This window comes from Mesorhizobium sp. B2-3-12 (assembly GCF_006442205.1).
Lineage (GTDB): Bacteria > Pseudomonadota > Alphaproteobacteria > Rhizobiales > Rhizobiaceae > Mesorhizobium.
In genome coordinates this window covers 87,363-106,931 of the sequence record NZ_VFVR01000013.1, presented here as the reverse complement: position 1 = coordinate 106,931, position 19,569 = coordinate 87,363, and the positions used below count along the sequence as shown (strand labels likewise).

Sequence of the window (19,569 nt, the reverse complement as noted above, 5' to 3'; positions counted from 1 at the left end):
TGTCCCAGGAGCCCAACCCACCCCCTTCGATGTACCTGGAGCCAACCACAAGATCAGCGGTGTTGGCTTCGAGGAAGGAAAGCATTTTCGGTATGATGGCCTCGTCATGCTGAAGATCGGCATCCATCACGACCATGAACGGCGTGGTCGTGCTGAGCATTCCTTCGGTGACGGCAGTGGACAGCCCGCGCCGGCCGATCCGATGGATGAGCCGAACTCCGGGGAGAACGGCAGCCAATTTTGCGACTTCAGCTCTGGTTCCGTCAGAGGAGTCGTCGTCAACAAAAACGATCTCATGTTCTTTGCCCTCGAGCGCATTCCCGATAGCCGCGGCGACCTTGGACACATTCGCAAATTCATTGAATGTCGGGATGATCACTGAAACCGATGGGGCAAAATGCGACGTCGCATTTTGACTGTCTTTGACATCGATGTTCAAAATCATCCTTGGGTTATCTGAGCTTGGCACAGTAGCAATCCTGTGGAACAAAAACTTACCAATGCAGAAGGGGATCCGCTTCCACGACAGTCAACTTTCCGGCAGCGACGAGTTTGTCGATGGCATCGGGAGGAAGGAGGCCGGCGAGAACCTGCTGGTGGACGTAGAAGGGATCAACAATGAACGTTTTTCCTGAACGGTAGCTGGCGAGCGTACAGAAACAGGTCGCATCTCCAGGGACGCTTTTTAAGCGCGCGGCCGTCGTGGACATAGCCGCTTCGCGCGCGGCTATTTCCTCATGAAAACTCGGATCGATCAACAATCTCACCGGTTCAATGCGTGACGACGCCACCAGGCGAAGACAAATGGCGAGCAAAAGAAAGAACCGCAGCGCCTCCGGCGACCAGCGCCGAGCGAGCGGCAAAACCGGCGCATGCGCGAAAGCGAGGCCGGTGGCAATCGATACCCCGAAGACCAGTTCGAATTGCGCGTTGTAGGCCACGCCATCGCCGGTTTTCTGGACAAAGAACATCACGAGGCCAAGGATGTTTAGGAGATTGCACAAGCGGATATTGGGATCGGTCCTGCGCGTAATGCCGACGTAAACCCAGGCGGCCAGTCCAACGGCAATCCATTGCAGATGGCCGATGGCGCCGAAGGCGTGTTTCAGCGAATAGGCGCGCGGCGACCTCAGATTGCTGAAAAAATCGGGGCCGAAGGCGACGTAACAGAGGGCAAAACCCAGAACGATGGCGAAAGCCGCCAGGATCGCGGATTTCACCATTTGCCGCGGCTTGTTAATACCCACCCATATCATTGCTGTCAGCGGCATCACTACGATGTTGTGTTTGATGAACCCGGCGGCCACCATCAGAAGAATGGGCAGGGCGTAGCCGCGATCCTGCGCACGGGCCTTAAGGAAGGCGACAAAGCCAACCGTCATGGCTGCCTGGGCCAGCAAATGGGGGTCATCCATCCCGACATAGCCGGTAAAAAAGCGGCACATGGTGGCGCCGAAAAATAGCGCGCCGATCACCGCGGAGGTCGCATCCCCACCCAGCAGGCGGATGGCGCGGAAAACACCCCAGGCGATCACCAGAATTGCTGCGAGCGACAGCAACCGTCCGGCCAGCACGACATCACCGATCAACCGCCCCAGACCCCCGACAATGTAAAAGGAAAGCGGCGGATAATTGTTGGCAATCAGCTGATGGGCAGCGGGATAGAGCGGCATCCGCCCCATCGCCGCATCGGCATAGTAGGCATTCCATCCCTCATTGGTATCAATCTCGATGTCGAGGAACGCCCGATAAATCGGCCACAATGCCGCCAAGACGGTCAACACGACGAGGCAGCCGATCATGATGTACACGCGGCGGGTCAAGAAATTCTCACCGGCCAGGTTTGTGGTTGAATTCATATGGCGCCAGATCCGGATCTGATTATGCGAATGGGGCAAGTCGGCGAGCAAATCTGCCTGTCTCAAAACGCGAAGCGGCAGAAAGAATCACCCCTACATTCATTTTTTGACCTAAAAAAGCCTTCCCTAATAGCGCAATTACAGAGTGATATTTATTTCTTTCCGGACGTGAAATGCCGGGCGCTCAACTACAGTGTTTCCGACAAAAATGGCCGGGACGAACCCGGCCATTTGTTCAAGTTCCCTGACTGCCGAAGCGGCGCAGCGATTACTGCGCGATCGGCGCGTATTTGCCGTCATGCCACTGGTTGATGTCGTAGCTGGCGTTCTTGAGGTCGCCCTTCTCGTCGAAGGTGACATCGCCGACAACGGTGCTGATCGGCGTGCCGTTCTTCAGCGCCTCGGCAACCTTGGCCGGATCGTCGCTGCCGGCGCGCTTGATGCCTTCGGCGAAAGCCTGGACCACGGCGTAGGAGAACAGCGTGAAGCCTTCCGGCACGAAGCCGCCGGCCTTGATCTTCTCGACCGCCGCCTTGGCTTCCGGCTTTGCCTGGGGATCCGACGGGAACACGAACATGGTGCCCTCGCCGGCCGGGCCGGCAACCTGCCAGAATTCCGGCGAGGCGATGGAGTCCGGCATGATCAGCTGGAACTTCAGGTTCTGTTCGGCCGACTGACGCAGGATCAGGCCAGCCTCAGGATGGTAGCCGCCGAAATAGACGACATCGGCCTTGAGATCCTTGAGCTTGGTGACAAGCGCCGAATAGTCCTTCTCGCCCGGATTGATGGCGTCATAATAGACTTCCTTGAGGCCACCGGCATTCATGGTTGACCTGACGGCATCGGCCACGCCCTGACCGTAGGCGCTCTTGTCGTGCAGGACGACGACGTTCTTGCCGGCATATTTCTTGGCGATCCACGGGCCGATGAAGGCGCCCTGTGCGTCGTCACGGGTATAGAGACGCATGATCGTCGGCCAGCCGGCCTTGGCCGCGGCGTCGGTCAGCACCGGGTTCGACGAAGCCGGGCTCATCATCAACGCACCGGCCTCCGCATAGACGGCCGAGGCCGGAATGCTCGAACCCGAGCAGGCATGGCCGTCGATGAACTTGACGCCGTTGGCGACGATGCGATTGGCGACCGACACGGCCTGCTTGGGATCGCACTGGTCGTCCTCGATGTCGAGCTTGATCTGCGAACCATTGACACCGCCAGCGGCGTTGATGGCGTCGGCGGCGGCCTGTGCGCCCTGCTTGAACTGGTCGCCGATGGTGGCGAGCTGTCCGGTCATCGGGCCGACCACCGAAATGGTGATGTCGTCGGCGAACGCGACCGGCGCGCTCATCATCAGGCCGAAAATGGCCGCGCTCAAAATACTCATTTTTTTCATGACAATAGAACTCCTCCACTCACGCGCGGCCGCCCCGGCCACGCTTCTTCCAGAGAGGCGGGACAATTTCATCCTTCATTGCGCCTGTCTAGGCGCATTGGCGCCGCTCGATTGGGCCTGAGATGTCCCACTCACGCAAAAAAGCCACGCCAGCCTTGTTCCGGCTGGTCGTGGCTTTTTTGCCTGTCGGGCTGTTTCCCCAGCGCCCCCGCGCCACGAACCCAACTTGATCTTCCCTGTCTTCCTGCTGACCATCATTCGCGCGGCTTGAACCTGTCGGCCTGCCGCATTCTGTCATTGTTGGCCTGTAGCTTGGCTGTCTGCGCAGCCTTTTCCCTGTTTTAGCCCGACCGTCTTTAGCGGTCTTGGCCGAAGCGTCCCCGTCCGGCGGAACTCAGTGCATGGTCATCCATTCGCGGGCTTCGCGCAGCGCCTTGGCGATCTCGATCTTCGACATCGCGGCCGAGAGTTCCGAGCGCAGTTCGGCGGCGCGGGCCGATCCCTTGATGGCGGCGATGTTGAACCATTTGTGGGCGGCAACGACGTCGGTCTCGCAATCGCGGCCGGTCGCATACATCATGCCCAGTTCGAAAAGAATGTCGGCCTGGGCAGTTGCCCCCATGGCGCCGAAACCTGCTTCAAGCATTTCAAAACGTGCCATTTTAGTCCCCTGTCTGGCTCCCGAGAGCTGCCTCCGTTTGTCTTGTCCGGGCCGCTCTTTCGATGCTTTCGAGAATGCCGCGCAGGCTTGAATCCGTCGTTAAATGGCGTGCTTAATTTGAGGAAAACAAAGCTAAAACAAGAGGTAAACACGGAAATTCGTTAAGGATACGAAGCCAGCAATTCAGCCGATTTTCGTCAAATTTGACGAAAATCTTGCAGGCCTCGATCAACACTCCGCTAACCCTAGGAAACAAACAGGAGACGGCGATCGTTTTCATTTCCTCGCCGACAGCGCGAATTCAGGCGGCTTCAAAATGCCAAAGTCTTCCGTAGCGGCACCGCTTTTGTTTTGCTGGAAGCTGGATTAGCTTACGTTTGCGTAAGCGGCAGACCGGCGAGGCGGAGCATCCGGCCGGCTATCCAAACGGAGGAAGACATGTTTCGAAAAGTGAGCCTGGCCTTGGCGGCCACTTTGATGATGAGCGGCGCGGCTTTTGCCGATCCTATCGAGGGCAACTGGAAGACGCAAGCCGGTGACACCGCTGCCATCGGTGGCTCCGGCTCGTTTTCCATTACGCTGAAGTCCGGCAAATATGCCGGCAAGACCATCGGCTCGCTCAAGGCGGCCGGCGACAACAAGTATACCGGCAACATCACCGATCCGGCAAACGACAAGACCTATTCCGGCAAGGCGACATTGTCGGGCACCTCGCTCAAGATGAGCGGTTGCGTGCTCGGCGGACTGATCTGCAAGAGCCAGACCTGGCACAAGCTCTGATCGTCCATTTCCTAGTCATTTCAAAACGGGGCCCTGCGGGTCCCGTTTTCGTTTCATCGACACGTTAGCAGTCGCGCTCGATGCGCCATTCGGGTCTCCGGCAACCCGGCCGATATCCCGTCAATCAATTTGAACCGCAGATGAACACCGGCATCAGAGCCGGTTCAGAGGCATCAGGACATTCTCCTGCGTGTTGAAGGAGACACGGACCCAATGCTTGCTCGCCGCTTCACCATCGTCTGCCTGCTGATGAGCCTGTTTGGAATGTTCTTCGCCATCCTCGTCGCCGAAGCGGGCCGTTCGCCCCGCTCCTGGGACGAAGCCACCAGAATGTGCCACCTCGGCTGCCCGACCACGCTTCGCCACTGAAACAGAGAACCCGGACCTCGAAAAGAAAAGCGCAAGACATCATGAACCGCATCGCCGCCAACCTCACCAAGACCCTCCGGCTCCTGCCGCGGGCGGCGCTTATCCTGATGCTTCTGGCCGCTCCGGTTCTGGCGGTGCCGATGATGCGCGCCGATGCCGGCTCGACAATCGAGGCGCCGGCACTCAGAAAGTCCGGCGTCGGCTTCGTGCTGCTGGTCAGCCTGCAGAGGGGTTGAAGAAAAATGGCGCTTTGAGCGCCTTCGGCGGCGACACCCCTCCCAACCGCCCGTCCAAGTCTCTATATTGAGCCATGGAAAAGCGAATCTATCCCCAAGCCATCGAATCTGTCGTCATGCCCGAGCCTTTTGGCCGGCAAAGCTTCGACAACGCCGAAAAGGCCGTTGCCGCACTGCAGGTGCTTTACAACAGAAACACCAAGTTCCTGCGCGACTCCTTCGCGGCCCTTGCCGCCGGCGGCGACAGCAGCAAGCGCTACCGGGCCTTCTATCCCGAGATCGGCGTCACCACGAGTTCCTTCACCCAGGTCGACTCGCGCCAGGCCTATGGCCACATGCCGACGCCGGGACATTTCTCGACCACGATCACACAGCCGCAGCTGTTCGAGACCTACCTCATCGAGCAACTTCGCCTGATCATGCGCAACCACGGCGTCGCGGTCACGGTTTCGGAATCGACCACACCCATTCCGCTGCATTTCGCTTTCCTGGAGGGAACTTACGTCGACGGCGCCGCCGCCGAGCGCATCAAGCGGCCGATCCGCGACCTGTTCGACGTGCCGGATCTGGACGGCACCGACGACCAGATCGCCAACGGTACTTTCGAGGTCGCCTTTGGCGAGCCCCGGCCGCTGGCGCCGTTCACGGCGCAGCGCATCGATTATTCCCTGCACCGCATGACGCACTACACCGCGACCAGCCCGCAGCATTTCCAGAATTTCGTCCTGTTCACCAACTATCAGTTCTATATCGACGAGTTCGTCGCCCGCGCCCGCGACCTGATGGAAAAGGGCGGTGACGGCTACACGGAATTTGTCGAACCTGGCAACGTCATCACCCGGGCCGGGCAGAGTGCACCCAGCGAAGGCGTGGCGCCACAGCGCCTGCCGCAGATGCCGGCCTATCATCTGAAGAAGCCGAACCATGGCGGCATCACCATGGTCAATATCGGCGTGGGGCCTTCCAACGCCAAGACCATCACCGACCATATCGCCGTGCTTCGGCCGCATGCTTGGGTGATGCTCGGCCACTGCGCCGGGCTGCGCAACACCCAGGCGCTTGGCGACTATGTGCTGGCGCATGCCTATGTGCGCGAGGACCATGTGCTGGACGACGATCTGCCGGTCTGGGTGCCGATCCCACCACTGGCCGAGATCCAGGTCGCGTTGCAGGAGGCGGTCGCCGAAGTCACCGGCCTGTCGGGCTACGACCTGAAGCGCATCATGCGCACCGGCACCGTCGCCACCATCGACAACCGCAACTGGGAACTGCGCGACCAGCGCGGACCGGTGCAGCGCCTGTCGCAGTCGCGCGCGATCGCACTCGACATGGAATCGGCGACGATCGCGGCCAATGGCTTCCGCTTCCGCGTCCCCTACGGCACGCTGCTGTGCGTTTCCGACAAGCCGCTGCACGGCGAGCTAAAATTGCCGGGGATGGCGACCGAGTTCTACAAACGCCAGGTGGCGCAGCACCTGACCATCGGCATCAGGGCGATGGAAAAGCTGGCCGAGATGCCGATGGAGCGGCTGCATTCTCGCAAGCTCCGGAGCTTTTCGGAGACAGCGTTCCAATAGAACGCCGCGCGAAGCCTCGGCGAGGCAATTCGTCGTCTTGCTCGGGCCGCATTTTGGCCGATAAGCAAATCGACGGATCGTCAGGCGGCATTCGGCGGACACGACCTCAATGACAACAGGCGCGCGCTTGAACATGACGGCTGGGCTGGCATTCCTGGCGATGACGGCATTATCGGCCGCTTTGTTGGCCGGGTTCTTCGGCGCGCTGCACCCGGCTTTCGATTCCTTCGCGCATTTTCGCATTCACTTCAGCGTGCTGATGGCGCTTCTGGCGTTGCCGCTGCTTGCGAGTTCCTACCGGCTGCAGGCGGCCGTGGCGATGCTCTTCGCCATCGCCTGCCTGGCCACGACGGCTAGCGCATTGCCAAGGCTGTGGCCTCGGCCCGCGGTTGCCGAGCCCACGGACCAGATCGTCTACAGCCTGCTGCAGATGAACCTGCGCTTCAACAACCCGACACCGAAGAAGGTGCTCTCGCTGATCGGCCGCACCAATCCGGACGTGATCACGCTCGACGAGGTGTCGCAGATGTGGACGACCGAGCTTGGCTATATCGCCAGCGCCTACCCCTACCGGATCCTCTGTCCCTACCCGAACGGCATGTTCGGCGTGGCGCTGCTGTCGCGCCGGCCATTTGCCGCCGGCACCGCGCCGCGTTGCGAGCCGCGCGGCGCCATGGCGACCGCCACCATCGACTTCAGCGGGAGCGATGTCGATGTCGCCGCGATCCATTTGAGCTGGCCCTGGCCGAAGGAGCAATATTGGCAGATCGGCGAACTGGCGGGGCCGCTGGCCGCGCTCGGCCAGACCGCGATCGTGGCCGGCGATTGCAACGCCGTGCCGTGGAGCGCGGCGGTGCGGCGGGTCGCTGCTCTCGGCGGGCTGACACTCATGCCTTCCGCCGGCCCGACCTGGATCCACCGGACACTGCCCGACTTCCTGCGCCGCTATGCGGGCTTGCCGATCGACCAGGTGTTCAGCAAGGGCGGCGTGACGATCCTGTCGTCAAAGCGGCTGGAAGATACCGGCTCGGACCATCTGCCGGTGCTGGTCGAATTCTTGGTTCGATCGGATCAGAAACCACCCGAGGACGGGCGCGCCAGCGCACTCGCGGCGAGCGACTTGTCAGCCAGGCCTCGGGGCTGATGTACAAGGCCGAGACGCCGCGACGCGTCGAGATGGCGAATGGATCGCTCGTTCATGGTTTTCCGATCAAGGCAGCGATCAGATGTTCGACATGGCCGCCATTGGCATGCTCGCGCCGGTCGAAGGCGATTTGTTTGGCCTCATATTCGGCATAGACGGCCTTGATGCGAAGCCGGGCCTCGCTCCGCGTCTTGTAGCAGGACGGGTCGTTGGCGACCCGCAGACCGGTTATCGACCTCTCCGTGGCGCGCATCATCTCCCTGGCGATACGCCCATGTGTTTCCTCATGACTGCGAACACCGGCGAAAAACCTGTTCCAGCGCCTTTTCAGCGCCGGTGTCATCGGCGAGGCAACGCGAGGGAAGGTGTAGAACAGATTGAGCGTGCCGTTGACCCGCCCCAGCCGGCAGAAGCCCTTATCCTGACCTCCGCCGAGATCCCAGTCGACGGTATAGGCCGTGGTGGCGATGGCATGCGTCATGAAGCCGTGCTTGGGGCCTTTGCTGTCCATCGCGTCGATGAGGGTCGTGCCCGAACTTCCCTTGATATCGTAGGTCCGCGTCTGGACCACCGCCCTGGTGCCGGCCAGCGCTTCCGTCACACACAGCGCCCCGATGACGGCGAGGCATGTCAGAACGATCCGGCGCATCTGCCTTTCTCCTTATCCCTGGAGAAGGGAACCATAAGCTGGCGGTGGTTTCAACGGTTCTAATGTACGGCATGCCGTCGCGGGAATTTGCCGCTGTGCCCGACCCCAGGCCATCGCTCACATATTCTGGTACACAGGGCCCTCGCCGCCCTGCGGCGGCACCCAGTTGATGTTCTGGTTCGGATCCTTGATATCGCAGGTCTTGCAGTGCACGCAGTTCTGCGCGTTGATGACGAAGCGCACGTCCTTGGCCTGGGGATCGGGGGCGGCGTTGCCATCCTTGTCCACCCACTCATAGACACCCGCCGGGCAATAGCGCGTGGAGGGTCCGGCGAAGACGTCGTGCTCGGAGCGTTGCTGCAGCGCCATGTCGCCGACGATGAGGTGCACCGGCTCGTTTTCCTCGTGATTGGTGTTGGACAGGAACACCGAGGACAAACGGTCGAACGTCAGCACGCCATCCGGCTTCGGATAGGTGATCTTCTTGTGCCGGGCTGCCGGCTCGAGCGTGGCATAGTCGGCCTTGCCATGCTTCAGCGTGCCGAAGGGCGAAACGCCGAACAGCGTGTTCAGCCACATGTCGAGGCCGCCGAGGCCGACGCCGATGATGGTGCCGAAACGCGACCATAGCGGCTTGACGTTGCGCACCTTCTTCAGATCCTTGCCGATGTCGGTCGCCCGCCAGGCGTCCTCGTAGGCGGAAAGCTCGTCATTGGCGCGGCCGGCGCCGATCGCCTCGGCGACATGCTCGGCCGCCAGCATCCCCGACAGCACCGCATTGTGGGAGCCCTTGATGCGCGGCACGTTGACGAAGCCCGCCGCGCATCCCATCAGCGCGCCGCCCGGGAACGACAATTTCGGCACCGACTGCCAGCCACCCTCGGTGATCGCGCGGGCGCCATAGCCGAGCCGCTTGGCGCCTTCGAACGTACCTGCGATCGCCGGATGGGTCTTGAAGCGCTGGAATTCCTCGAAGGGCGACAGATAGGGGTTCTTGTAGTTGAGATGGAGGACGAAGCCGACCGCCACCTGGTTGTCCTCGAGATGATAGAGGAACGAACCGCCGCCGGTCTTCAGGTCCAGCGGCCAGCCGAAGGAATGCTGCACCAGGCCCGGCCGATGGTTCTCCGGCTTGACCTGCCAGAGCTCCTTCAGTCCGATGCCGTATTTGCCGGGCTCGCGCCCGTCTGAAAGCTTGTATTTGGCGATCAACTGCTTGGCGAGCGAACCGCGCGCGCCCTCGCCGATCAGCACATATTTGCCCATCAGCGCCATGCCCGGCGCAAAGCCCGGACCATGCGTGCCGTCCTTCTCGACGCCCATGTCGCCGGTGATGACGCCAGTGACGGCGCCGGCATCGTTGTAGACGAGGCTGGCAGCGGCAAAGCCCGGATAGATCTCGACGCCCAGCGCCTCCGCCTTGCCAGCCAGCCAGCGGCAGACATTGCCGAGCGAGACGATGTAGTTGCCGTGGTTGTTCATCAGCGGCGGCATCAGGACGTTGGGCAGGCGGAAGGAGCCGGCGGGGCCGAGCACCAGGAAATGGTCCGCCGTGACGGGTGTCTTGAAAGGATGACCATCCTCTTCGCGCCAGCCAGGCAGCAGCCTGTCGATGCCGATCGGGTCGACGACGGCACCCGACAGGATATGGGCGCCGACTTCGCCGCCCTTTTCCAGCACGACGACGGAAAGCTCGGGATTGACCTGTTTGAGGCGGATGGCCGCGGCAAGGCCAGCCGGTCCGGCACCGACGATGACCACGTCGAATTCCATGCTTTCGCGTTCGATATCGCTCATCAACCCCTCCGCACTGGCTTGCCGCTGTTGGCGTATCTTGCTGGCTCCTGCGCTGCATAGCGCATCAATTGGCGACAGGAAACCGGCGCATACGTGACAATGCGGATTCGGCCAAAAAGTCGCGCACCATGCATCAGGGCAGCCGTTTGCGCCGGGAAATAGGCCGCGCTCGCGTTTTTGATTGTTTGACGACTTGCTTATCGGCCATACTTCCCGCCATGCGCATTCCCGGGCCAGGCGGCTTTTCTTCGACGCGCTTTCCATCAACGCCCGGCCGGGCCTGCCGGGCGGTCATTTTTGCCCTTCTGGCGTCGGCGCCGGATCATGCCGTCGCGGATGAGGCAAAGGTCTGGGCGACAGGCGCGTATTCGTTCTCCGACGAGCTTGGCGGCTTCCGCATCACAGGGGCCTCCGGCATCGGGACCAAGGATGATCCGCTCGTCATCACCGAAGAGCTGAATTCGGCCACACCGGTGACGCTGACCATCCGCACGACGAAGCCGATCCAGACATTCGGCAAGGCCGGTGAGTTCGCCAATGGCATTATGTATATGCGCTTAAACGTGCTCAACAACAGCGGCCAGGCCTGGATCGAGTTCCAGTTCGAGTTGCAGGAAATACTGGACCAGCCGAGCGTGTTCGGAGACGGACTTTCGTTTGACCAGCGCAACAAGACGCCCGACAATATCTGGTCGAGCAATTTCGCCGATTTCGACCGCGACTTCGAACCCTATGACCGGCTGCTGTTCAAGAACGGCAAGGTCGACCCACTCAAGACCGCCAGTTTCGAGTTCCTGATGACCGACTACACACCGCGCTGGACCTTCTATCTCGTGCAGGACCCACGCATACCCACCGGCTAGACCGCGACCTCGCCCCAGGCGAGAGAGATCGGCTGTCGCCGCCGCCTTCGCCGAGGTTGCAAATTGGCGCCGCCCGGACGATGGTGCGGCCATGACTGCCGCCTCTCCCAACAATCCGGTCGATTTCGCCGATCTGCTCGCCTTCTATGCCAGCGCGGGTGCGGACGAGGCTTTGGAGGATGCGCCGGTAAACCGGTTCGCGGAGGCCGCGCCGAAGCCGGCGGAACGCATGCCGGCGACGCCACGTGAAAGCAGGGCAGCGGAACCGCCCACGGCTCCGCCGCGCCTCGATGCGCGCGCCCTGCCGGATGCTCCGGCCGCGCGCCCGCCAACCTCGGCCGTGCCCGACGAGGCGCAGGCGGCGCTGGCGCGCCAATTGGCGACCGCGTCGGTGACCCTGGAAGAGCTACGCCAGCACATGGCCGCTTTCGAGGGCTGCAATCTCAAGGCGACCGCCAAGAACCTGGTGTTCGCCGACGGCAACCCGCAAGCCGCCGTCATGCTGGTCGGCGAAGCCCCCGGCCGTGACGAGGACATTGAGGGGCTGCCCTTTGTCGGTCGCTCCGGCCGCCTGCTCGACCGCATGCTGGCTGCGATCGGCCTCGACCGCAACTCGGTCTACATCGCCAATGTCATCCCCTGGCGGCCGCCCGGCAACCGCACGCCGACGCCGCACGAGACCGAAATCTGCCGGCCGTTCATCGAGCGTCAGATCGAGCTGGTCAATCCCAAGGTGCTGATCAATCTCGGCGGTCCGTCGGCCAAGACCTTGCTCAACACCTCGGAAGGAATCCTGCGGCTGCGCGGCAATTGGCGCGTCCACACCACGGCGTCCGGCATTGCCATTCCGGCCATGCCGACATTGCATCCGGCCTATCTCTTGCGCACGCCCGCGCACAAGAAGCTGGCGTGGCGGGATTTTCTCGAGGTGAAGGCGAAGCTGCGGGCGCTCGGCTAGCGATGACCTCGCAGGTAATTGAAATGCCTTCAGTGTCAGCCTAGTCATCCTCGCATGACATCAGCCCAAACCTCCGCAGGCAGTCTCATCCGCGAATGGCGCACGCGCCGCCGCATGAGCCAGCTCGACCTCGCCATGGAAGCCGAGATCTCGCAGCGGCATCTCTCCTTCGTCGAAAGCGGTCGCGCAGCACCCTCGCGCGACATGGTGCTGCATCTGGCCGAACAGCTTGCGATCCCGCTCAGGCAGCGCAACCAGTTGCTGCTGGCCGCCGGATTCGCGCCGAGCTTCAGCGAGCGGCCGCTCACCGATACGACGCTGGCGCCGGCAATGGCGGCGGTCGAGATCGTGCTCAAGGGGCACGAGCCGTTTCCGGCGCTCGCGGTGGACCGGCACTGGAACCTGGTCGCGGCGAACGCCGCGATCGGGCCATTCCTGGCCGATGTTTCCGAGCCCTCGCTGCTCCAGCCACCCGTCAACGTGCTGCGGCTCAGCCTGCACCCAGGTGGCGTTGCGCCGCGCATCGTGAACCTGCAGGAATGGCGCACCCACCTGCTCGAACGGCTGAAGCATCAGAACGATGCCGCCGGCGACCCGGTGCTGGTCGAGCTGGAGCGCGAATTGCGCGGCTATCCTTCAGGCCTCAAGGGCAGCCGGCCGGCGCCGGTGGAGCCGAATGCGATCGTCCATCCGCTGAGGCTTGCCCATGGCGATCAGGTGCTGTCGTTCATCAGCACCATCACGGTCTTCGGCACACCGCTGGATGTCACGTTGTCGGAGCTGGCCATTGAGTCTTTCTTCCCGGCGGACGAGCAGACGCGAGCGGTGTTGACGAGACTGGCAAAGGAACGAGCCGAGCGATCCTGATCAGCCCTGCGGCAAGGCCGCCTTGCGGGTCCGTTCCAGACCCAGTTGCCGTTCGCGCCAGATGATGAAGATGCCGGCGGCCACCACGATCACACCGCCGACCAGCGTACTGGCTGAGGTCACGTCGCCGAAAACGAGATAGCCGACGACGACACCGAGGATCATCGAGGTGTATTCGAACGGCGCCACCACCGAGGCCTCCGCATGGCGATAGGCCGCGGTCATCAGGATCTGGCCGAGGCCGCCGCAGAAGCCGGCCAGGATAAGAAGCGCGGCTTGCGCTGGCGTCAGCGCTTGCCAGCCGAAAGGCAGCGTCAGCAGCGAAAGCACGCTCGCCGTGGACGAGAACCACAACACGATGGTCGCCGTCTTCTCCGTCTGCACGAGATTGCGCACGAGCAGCATGGCGACAGCCGAGATTGCCGCGGCAATCAGCGCCGCCATGACGCCCAGGACCTCCTGGTCGTCGAGCCCCTCGTCCGAATTGAGCAGGGTCAGCTCCGGCCAGGAAATGATGAGCACGCCAACGAGGCCGATCGCGACAGCGCTCCAGCGATAGACGCGGATCGTCTCGCCAAGGAAGACCGAGGAGAACACCACGACCAGCAGCGGCTGTGCATAGTTGAGGGTGATCGCCTCCGGCAGCGGCAGCCTGGTCAGCGCGAAGAAGCCGAGCCCCATGGCAGCGACGCCGACTATGCCACGCGCGATGTGGTTGAAGGGGCGTTTCGTGGCGAACGCGGTGGCCAGATGTCCCTTCAACGCCAGGAAGGCAATGATCGGGAAGATGGCGAAAAAGGAACGGAAGAACACGATCTGGCCGGCGGGCACGTCGCCTGCCGCCTTGATACAGGTCTGCATGCCGACAAAAACCGCCACGGAGACGATCTTCAGCGCGATGCCTCTCAGCGTGCCGTGACCGCCCGTCGTCTCTGGTTGCGCGCCCAACCCTGATGTCACTTTGGCGATGCGTCTCTGTCCGCGATCGAAAGCACGTTGCGGGTCTCGAAATGGCAGAACGGGAAATCGTCGGCACGAACGAAAGCGCCCATCCCGAATTTCGGTGTGACGGCGGTCATGACGGCCTCGCGACGATGAAAGGATAGCCTGAATTAGGCTCTGCCGCAGTTTTGTCGAGGGAGTGTTTCGTGTAAAGAGCGCGGACTTTGAATTTTTTGGACCAGTCAGATCATGTCCGGTCCCCGGAAAAGACAGGAAAAGCCAGGGAATGCGCACTGACACAGGCCAGGTCTTCAAGCTCGAGGACTATCGCCCCAGCGACTACCACATTCCGGAAACCAACCTTGACTTCCGTCTTTCGCCGAAGGCTACGATCGTCACCGCGATACTGACCGTCGAGCGCCGCGAGGGCGTATCGAAATCGGCTCCGCTGGTGCTCGACGGCGATGGGCTGACGCTCAAGCGCGTCGAGATCGACGGCAAGACGGTGAAACCGGCGGATCTGCTGGCGAGCCCCGACCAATTGACGCTGCTCAAGCCGCCGGCCGCACGCCGTTTCCAACTGCTGATCGAGACAGAACTGGCGCCGGCCGGCAATGAGGCTCTCATGGGCCTCTACCGCTCGAACAACGTCTATTGCACGCAGTGCGAGGCCGAGGGCTTTCGCCGCATCACCTACTTCCTCGACCGCCCCGACATCCTGTCCGTCTACACGGTGCGGATCGAGGCGCGGCGCGACGAGGCGCCGCTGCTGCTGTCCAACGGCAATCCGGTCGAGGCCGGCGATCTCGCCGATGGCTGGCACTATGCCAGCTGGCACGACCCCTTCCCCAAGCCGTCCTATCTGTTTGCGCTGGTGGCCGGCAATCTCGGCCAGGTCGCCGACAGTTTCGTCACCCTATCCGGCCGCAAGGTCGAACTCGGCATCTATGTCGAGCCCGGCAAGGAGGCGCTCGCCGGCTACGCGATGGACGCTCTGAAGCGGTCGATGCAATGGGACGAGGAAGCATTCGGACGCGAGTACGACCTCGACGTCTTCAACATCGTCGCCGTGTCGGACTTCAACATGGGCGCTATGGAGAACAAGGGCCTCAACATCTTCAACGACAAATACGTCCTGGCCGACCAGGAGACGGCGACGGATGCCGATTTCGCCAATATCGAGGCGATCATCGCGCATGAATATTTCCACAATTGGACAGGCAACAGAATCACTTGCCGCGACTGGTTCCAGCTTTGCCTGAAGGAAGGACTGACGGTCTTCCGCGACCATGAATTCTCCGCCGACCAACGCTCGCGCGCAGTCAAGCGCATTGCCGAAGTGCGCACGCTGCGCGCGCACCAGTTTCCCGAGGACCAGGGTCCGCTGGCGCATCCGGTACGGCCGCGCCGCTACCGCGAGATCAACAATTTCTATACGGCGACGGTCTACGAAAAGGGCTCCGAAGTGGTGCGCATGATCCGCACCATTCTCGGGGCCGAGGCCTTTCGCGCCGGCATGGACCTCTATTTCGAACGCCATGACGGCGAAGCCGCGACCATCGAGGACTTCATCAAGGTGTTCGAGGACGCATCCGGCCGCGATCTTTCACAATTCGCGCTCTGGTATCACCAGGCGGGCACGCCCAACCTGACCGTGAGTTCGACGCACAATCCTGCCGCGCGGGAATTCACGCTGGAGATCGAGCAGTCGGTGCCGCCGACACCGTCGGAAAGCCGCAAGCGGCTGATGCATATACCCCTCGCCTTCGGCCTGATCGGCGCCGGCGGCAAACCTGTCCGCTTTAGCGGCGTCGAGGGCGCCAGCGTCGAGGACGGTGTCATCCATATCCGCAAGCGCCGTCACATCGTGCGCTTTTCCGGCGTTGACGAACGACCGGCGGTGTCGCTCAACCGCGGCTTTTCGGCGCCGGTGACGCTGTCGGTCGAGCAGAAGGCGGCCGACCAGTTCTTCCTCGCCCGCCATGACAGCGACGCCTTCTCGCGCTGGCAGGCCTTCAACACGCTGCTCACCGATGCGCTGATCGCTGCCTTCCGCCAGATCCTTGGCGGCAAACAGCCGGACTTCGCCTCACAGCTGACGGAACTAGCCGGCAACATCGCCAGCAACGAGATGCTCGAGCCAGCCTATCGGGCGCTGGCGCTGTCGCTGCCTGGCGACGCCGACATCGCGCGTGACATAGGCAAGAACATCGATCCGGACGCCATCCACGCGGCGCGCCAGGCGCTTGCGCTGGCGATCGGCACGGTCAATGGCGAGGTATTTTCCGGCCTCTACGACGATCTTGCCGGCAAGACCGCCTTCAGCCCCGACGCGGCGAGCGCGGGACGACGCGCCCTGCGCAACATTCTCATGGATTATCTCTCGCTGCTGCCGGGTGGAGCAACGTTGGCCGCCAGGCATTTCCAGTCCGCGACCAACATGACCGACCGCGCGGCCGCGTTGGGCGTTCTGGCGCATCGTCACCATGGATCGCCGGAGGCGAAAAAGGCGCTGGCGGCTTTCGAGAAGACCTATGCATCCGATCCGCTGGTCATGGACAAATGGTTCCAGATCCAGGCCAGCGTGCCGGGGCCGCAGGCTGTCGATACGGTTCGCTCCCTGACCGCTCATCCGAGCTTCTCGATGGGCAACCCGAACCGGGTGCGCTCGCTGATCGGCACGTTCTCCAGCGCCAACCAGACCGGCTTTCACCGCGCTGACGGCGAAGGCTACCGTTTCTTCGCACAGACCGTGCTCGAAGTCGAAAAGCGCAACCCGCAAGTGGCGGCAAGGCTGGCGACGGCGCTGAGGTCATGGCGCTCGCTGGAGCCTGGAAGGCAGGCCAAGGCCAGGGAAGCGCTGCTGGCGATCGCCAATGGCCAGAACCTGTCGGCGGATTTGCGCGATATCGTCGAGCGTACGCTGGCTTAGTCGCCCCTCCCCGTCTCCCATCGGCTAGAAAGCAGAGCGGCGCCGAGCGACACCGGCGGCGCCGGAAAGCGCATTATTTTATTCGATTTTTAATCTTTTTTCGCCCGACCACTGGACAAGGCGAATCACCTTTGATTCTTTAATGGCGATTCGGAAGTGCGGTGTTGCCGGATCACCAGCACATAGAAATGCGGCATACTGAAATCGGGGAGTGCCATTTATGGCGAAGGCGGACGCGTGGGGCGCGCCCGGTGGGATGGCTTTTGCGCGTCGCGAGACGCGCAGCGACGGCCTTGCCGGGAACACGCGGCTCATCGCCGAACCGGCCTACAAGCGGCTTCTGGCCGCCGAACCGTTGCTGCGCCGGTCGATACCGGCCCTCATCGTCATCTTCCTGATCGTCATCGCGGGGCTGCGTGTGCTCTCGCTGATGAACGAACGCGACGATGTCGAGCGCGACGCCAAGGCAATCCTGACATTGGCCGCCGCGCAGCTCGCCAGTTCGCTCGCCACCACATCGGACACGCTGCCGGGCGCCACCCAGGACCTGCTGGAGACCACCAGCCGCCAGGGCGCGATGGGCCGCAGCCATGTGCTGGTCATCACCGACAGCGCCTTCAAGATCACCGCCGTGACGCCGCGCTCGGTGCCCTGGCAAGGCCATTCGCTCGACGGCCTGGTCCAGGGCGGCCAGCCTCTGTTCATGTTCGGCGACCGCGCCGGTGTCATGGAGGTCAACATCGGCGGGCAGGACTGGTACGCGGCGGTCAGCCTCTCCAAGGACAGGAAGGGAGCCGCCGCGGCGCTTGTGCCGCAAGAGGCGGTCTTCGACACTTGGCGCAAGACAGTCTCGCTCAACGTCACCCTGTTCGTGCTGACGGCGGGCGTTCTGATCATCATCCTCTATGCCTATTTCGGGCAGGCGGCGCGCGCGCAGGCAGCCGACCGCATCTATCTCGAGGCGCATCAGCGTATAGACATGGCGCTGGTGCGTGGCCGTTGCGGCCTGTGGGATTGGGACATGGTGCGCGGCAAGATGTACTGGTCGCGCTCGATGTACGACATGCTCGGCTACGAGCCGTGCGAGACGATGCTGTCCTTCGGCGAGGTCGACGAGATCATCCATCCCGAGGATGGCGACCTGTTCGAACTCGCCAACAGGATCGTCGCGCGAGAAATCGACCACATCGACCAGGTGTTCCGGATGCGGCATGCCGATGGCCAATGGGTCTGGATGCGCGCCCGGGCGCAGGTCATGGACCCGGAAGCCCCCGAGATCCAGCTGATCGGCATCGCCGTCGACGTCACCGAGCAGCGCCATCTGGCGCTGCGTTCGGAAGCCGCCGATCTTCGCCTCCGAACCGCGATCGAGAACATCAATGAATCCTTCGTGCTGTGGGATTCGGCTCAGCGCCTGATCATGTGCAATTCCAAATACCAGCACGACAACGGGCTGTCGGATCGCGATGTGATGCCAGGGGTGACGCGCGCCTCCCTGGAAGAGCGGATGCTGGCCTTTGCCTCGGAGCGGCGGCTTGCCAACACCAATGGTCCGCAGGGCGGCGCCACGTTCGAGCGGCAGCTCGCCGATGGTCGCTGGCTGCAGGTCAACGAACTCCGGACCAGGGATGGAGGCATCGTCTCGGTTGGCTCCGACATCACCCAGATCAAGCTGCACCAGGAGAAGCTGGTCGACAGCGAGCGCCGGCTGATGGCGACGATCCACGATCTCAGCCTCGCCAGGCGCTCCGAAGAAGAGCGCTCCAGTGAACTGGTCGACCTCAACCGCAAATACATGAAGGAAACCGAACGCGCCGAAGCGGCCAACCGGGCCAAATCCGAATTCCTGGCCAACATGTCGCATGAATTGCGCACACCGCTGAATGCCATCATCGGTTTCTCGGAACTGATGGAGCAAGGGCTGTTCGGCCCGCTGGGCTCGGAGCGCTACGAGGAGTACGCCACCGACATCAACAGCAGCGGCAAATATCTCCTCGGCGTCATCAACGACATCCTCGACATGTCGAAGATCGAGGCCGGCCAGTTTTCGCTCGACCAGGAACAGATCGACCTCGGTCCGCTGATCAGCGAGACGGTGCGGGTCGTCTCGCTGCAGGCGGCACAGAAGGCGATCACCGTGGAAACGCGCATCGCCGATGCGCTGACCTTGTTCGCCGATCGCCGCGCGATCAAGCAGATCGTCATCAACCTCCTGTCCAACGCGGTGAAGTTCACCGGCCAGGGGGGGCATATATCGGTCCGGGCCCGCAACACGTCGGGCGCGCTGGTGCTGACGATCGAGGACAATGGCTGCGGCATCCCGAAGGAAGCGCTCGGCAAGCTCGGACGGCCGTTCGAACAGGTACAGAACCAGTTCTCCAAGAACCATGCCGGCTCCGGTCTCGGCCTTGCCATTTCGCGCTCGCTGGCCGAGTTGCAGGGCGGCGCGCTGAAAATCCGTTCGACCGAAGGTGTCGGCACGATCGTGTCGGTGCGCATTCCGGTGAGGAAAGCGCCGGCGTCGGTGAAGGCTGCGGCTTAGCTC

The 19,569-nt window shown here is 62.4% G+C and carries 18 protein-coding genes; 10 read left to right on the top strand and 8 right to left on the bottom strand.

What is annotated here, in order from left to right; genetic code table 11:
* From FJ948_RS27080 to FJ948_RS27065, 4 genes are all read right to left on the bottom strand, one after another.
* Nucleotides 1-445 (bottom strand): glycosyltransferase (locus FJ948_RS27080; RefSeq protein ID WP_140709866.1); only part of this gene is annotated, 445 nt, incomplete at its 3' end.
* Between the two features lie 49 nt (nt 446-494).
* On the bottom strand, nt 495-1,859 hold the full coding sequence (locus FJ948_RS27075) for a glycosyltransferase family 39 protein (RefSeq protein WP_140709865.1): 1,365 nt from the start codon (nt 1,857-1,859) through the stop codon (nt 495-497).
* A 268-nt stretch (nt 1,860-2,127) separates the two neighbouring features.
* Nucleotides 2,128-3,249, bottom strand: a complete 1,122-nt coding sequence (locus FJ948_RS27070; protein WP_140709864.1) for a branched-chain amino acid ABC transporter substrate-binding protein — start codon at nt 3,247-3,249, stop codon at nt 2,128-2,130.
* 394 nt (nt 3,250-3,643) lie between these two features.
* Nucleotides 3,644-3,910 (bottom strand): sel1 repeat family protein, encoded by a 267-nt coding sequence (locus tag FJ948_RS27065; RefSeq protein ID WP_027026420.1) that lies wholly within the window; start codon nt 3,908-3,910, stop codon nt 3,644-3,646.
* Between the two features lie 438 nt (nt 3,911-4,348).
* On the opposite strand from FJ948_RS27065, the gene FJ948_RS27060 reads away from it, so the two are divergent.
* The 5 genes from FJ948_RS27060 to FJ948_RS27045 all read left to right on the top strand — a co-directional run bounded on the left by FJ948_RS27060 (nt 4,349) and on the right by FJ948_RS27045 (nt 8,016).
* Nucleotides 4,349-4,690 (top strand): DUF2147 domain-containing protein, encoded by a 342-nt coding sequence (locus FJ948_RS27060; protein WP_140709862.1) that lies wholly within the window; start codon nt 4,349-4,351, stop codon nt 4,688-4,690.
* A 213-nt stretch (nt 4,691-4,903) separates the two neighbouring features.
* Nucleotides 4,904-5,059: a hypothetical protein gene (locus FJ948_RS30415; protein ID WP_181173856.1), complete on the top strand. Its 156-nt coding sequence runs from the start codon at nt 4,904-4,906 to the stop codon at nt 5,057-5,059.
* A 41-nt stretch (nt 5,060-5,100) separates the two neighbouring features.
* Nucleotides 5,101-5,295 carry a hypothetical protein gene (locus FJ948_RS27055; protein WP_140709861.1) on the top strand — a complete coding sequence of 65 codons (195 nt, stop codon included), beginning with the start codon at nt 5,101-5,103 and terminating at the stop codon, nt 5,293-5,295.
* A 116-nt stretch (nt 5,296-5,411) separates the two neighbouring features.
* Nucleotides 5,412-6,872 carry an AMP nucleosidase gene (locus tag FJ948_RS27050; protein WP_246677638.1) on the top strand — a complete coding sequence of 487 codons (1,461 nt, stop codon included), beginning with the start codon at nt 5,412-5,414 and terminating at the stop codon, nt 6,870-6,872.
* A gap of 133 nt (nt 6,873-7,005) precedes the next feature.
* A complete protein-coding gene (locus tag FJ948_RS27045) occupies nt 7,006-8,016 on the top strand; it encodes an endonuclease/exonuclease/phosphatase family protein (RefSeq protein ID WP_181173857.1) in 1,011 nt (336 codons plus the stop codon).
* A 52-nt stretch (nt 8,017-8,068) separates the two neighbouring features.
* Here FJ948_RS27045 and FJ948_RS27040 read toward each other — a convergent pair whose 3' ends face one another.
* Both FJ948_RS27040 and FJ948_RS27035 read right to left on the bottom strand, forming a co-directional pair.
* Nucleotides 8,069-8,665, bottom strand: coding sequence for a DUF922 domain-containing protein (locus tag FJ948_RS27040; protein ID WP_140709857.1), 597 nt, complete (start codon nt 8,663-8,665; stop codon nt 8,069-8,071).
* A gap of 117 nt (nt 8,666-8,782) precedes the next feature.
* Nucleotides 8,783-10,462 carry an electron transfer flavoprotein-ubiquinone oxidoreductase gene (locus tag FJ948_RS27035; RefSeq protein WP_140709856.1) on the bottom strand — a complete coding sequence of 560 codons (1,680 nt, stop codon included), beginning with the start codon at nt 10,460-10,462 and terminating at the stop codon, nt 8,783-8,785.
* A 218-nt stretch (nt 10,463-10,680) separates the two neighbouring features.
* Between FJ948_RS27035 and FJ948_RS27030 the strand changes: the two genes are divergently transcribed.
* The 3 genes from FJ948_RS27030 to FJ948_RS27020 all read left to right on the top strand — a co-directional run bounded on the left by FJ948_RS27030 (nt 10,681) and on the right by FJ948_RS27020 (nt 13,150).
* Complete coding sequence (locus FJ948_RS27030; RefSeq protein WP_140709855.1) at nt 10,681-11,325, top strand: hypothetical protein; 645 nt, start codon at nt 10,681-10,683, stop codon at nt 11,323-11,325.
* Between the two features lie 91 nt (nt 11,326-11,416).
* Entirely contained in the window at nt 11,417-12,283 is an 867-nt protein-coding gene (locus tag FJ948_RS27025) for a uracil-DNA glycosylase family protein (protein WP_140709854.1), read from the top strand.
* Between the two features lie 54 nt (nt 12,284-12,337).
* Nucleotides 12,338-13,150, top strand: coding sequence for a helix-turn-helix transcriptional regulator (locus FJ948_RS27020; protein WP_140709852.1), 813 nt, complete (start codon nt 12,338-12,340; stop codon nt 13,148-13,150).
* Here the strand turns inward: FJ948_RS27020 and FJ948_RS27015 are convergent, their stop codons facing one another.
* Nucleotides 13,151-14,110, bottom strand: a complete 960-nt coding sequence (locus FJ948_RS27015; protein ID WP_140709851.1) for a DMT family transporter — start codon at nt 14,108-14,110, stop codon at nt 13,151-13,153.
* The gene (locus FJ948_RS30965) at nt 14,107-14,229 is read right to left on the bottom strand and encodes a hypothetical protein (protein ID WP_263491480.1); all 123 of its coding nucleotides are present in this window, start codon (nt 14,227-14,229) and stop codon (nt 14,107-14,109) included. The genes FJ948_RS27015 and FJ948_RS30965 overlap by 4 nt, the downstream gene beginning before the upstream one ends.
* Before the next feature lie 149 nt (nt 14,230-14,378).
* Here FJ948_RS30965 and pepN point away from each other — a divergent pair, with 149 nt between their 5' ends.
* Nucleotides 14,379-17,024, top strand: coding sequence for an aminopeptidase N (pepN, locus tag FJ948_RS27010; protein ID WP_140709850.1), 2,646 nt, complete (start codon nt 14,379-14,381; stop codon nt 17,022-17,024).
* A 220-nt stretch (nt 17,025-17,244) separates the two neighbouring features.
* Nucleotides 17,245-19,566, top strand: a complete 2,322-nt coding sequence (locus tag FJ948_RS27005; protein ID WP_140709849.1) for a PAS domain-containing sensor histidine kinase — start codon at nt 17,245-17,247, stop codon at nt 19,564-19,566.
* Nucleotides 19,567-19,569 lie beyond the last annotated feature (3 nt).

Bases quoted from the DNA above. Each gene is read 5' to 3' on its own strand.
- FJ948_RS30415 (WP_181173856.1), top strand. From the start codon at position 4,904: ATGCTTGCTCGCCGCTTCACCATCGTCTGCCTGCTGATGAGCCTGTTT.
- FJ948_RS27075 (WP_140709865.1), bottom strand. From the start codon at position 1,859: ATGAATTCAACCACAAACCTGGCCGGTGAGAATTTCTTGACCCGCCGC.
- FJ948_RS27050 (WP_246677638.1), top strand. From the start codon at position 5,412: ATGCCCGAGCCTTTTGGCCGGCAAAGCTTCGACAACGCCGAAAAGGCC.
- FJ948_RS27055 (WP_140709861.1), top strand. From the start codon at position 5,101: ATGAACCGCATCGCCGCCAACCTCACCAAGACCCTCCGGCTCCTGCCG.
- FJ948_RS27025 (WP_140709854.1), top strand. From the start codon at position 11,417: ATGACTGCCGCCTCTCCCAACAATCCGGTCGATTTCGCCGATCTGCTC.
- FJ948_RS27020 (WP_140709852.1), top strand. From the start codon at position 12,338: ATGACATCAGCCCAAACCTCCGCAGGCAGTCTCATCCGCGAATGGCGC.
- FJ948_RS27045 (WP_181173857.1), top strand. From the start codon at position 7,006: ATGACGGCTGGGCTGGCATTCCTGGCGATGACGGCATTATCGGCCGCT.
- FJ948_RS27070 (WP_140709864.1), bottom strand. From the start codon at position 3,249: ATGAAAAAAATGAGTATTTTGAGCGCGGCCATTTTCGGCCTGATGATG.
- pepN (WP_140709850.1), top strand. From the start codon at position 14,379: ATGCGCACTGACACAGGCCAGGTCTTCAAGCTCGAGGACTATCGCCCC.
- FJ948_RS27005 (WP_140709849.1), top strand. From the start codon at position 17,245: ATGGCGAAGGCGGACGCGTGGGGCGCGCCCGGTGGGATGGCTTTTGCG.
- FJ948_RS27065 (WP_027026420.1), bottom strand. From the start codon at position 3,910: ATGGCACGTTTTGAAATGCTTGAAGCAGGTTTCGGCGCCATGGGGGCA.
- FJ948_RS27040 (WP_140709857.1), bottom strand. From the start codon at position 8,665: ATGCGCCGGATCGTTCTGACATGCCTCGCCGTCATCGGGGCGCTGTGT.
- FJ948_RS27030 (WP_140709855.1), top strand. From the start codon at position 10,681: ATGCGCATTCCCGGGCCAGGCGGCTTTTCTTCGACGCGCTTTCCATCA.
- FJ948_RS30965 (WP_263491480.1), bottom strand. From the start codon at position 14,229: ATGACCGCCGTCACACCGAAATTCGGGATGGGCGCTTTCGTTCGTGCC.
- FJ948_RS27060 (WP_140709862.1), top strand. From the start codon at position 4,349: ATGTTTCGAAAAGTGAGCCTGGCCTTGGCGGCCACTTTGATGATGAGC.
- FJ948_RS27035 (WP_140709856.1), bottom strand. From the start codon at position 10,462: ATGAGCGATATCGAACGCGAAAGCATGGAATTCGACGTGGTCATCGTC.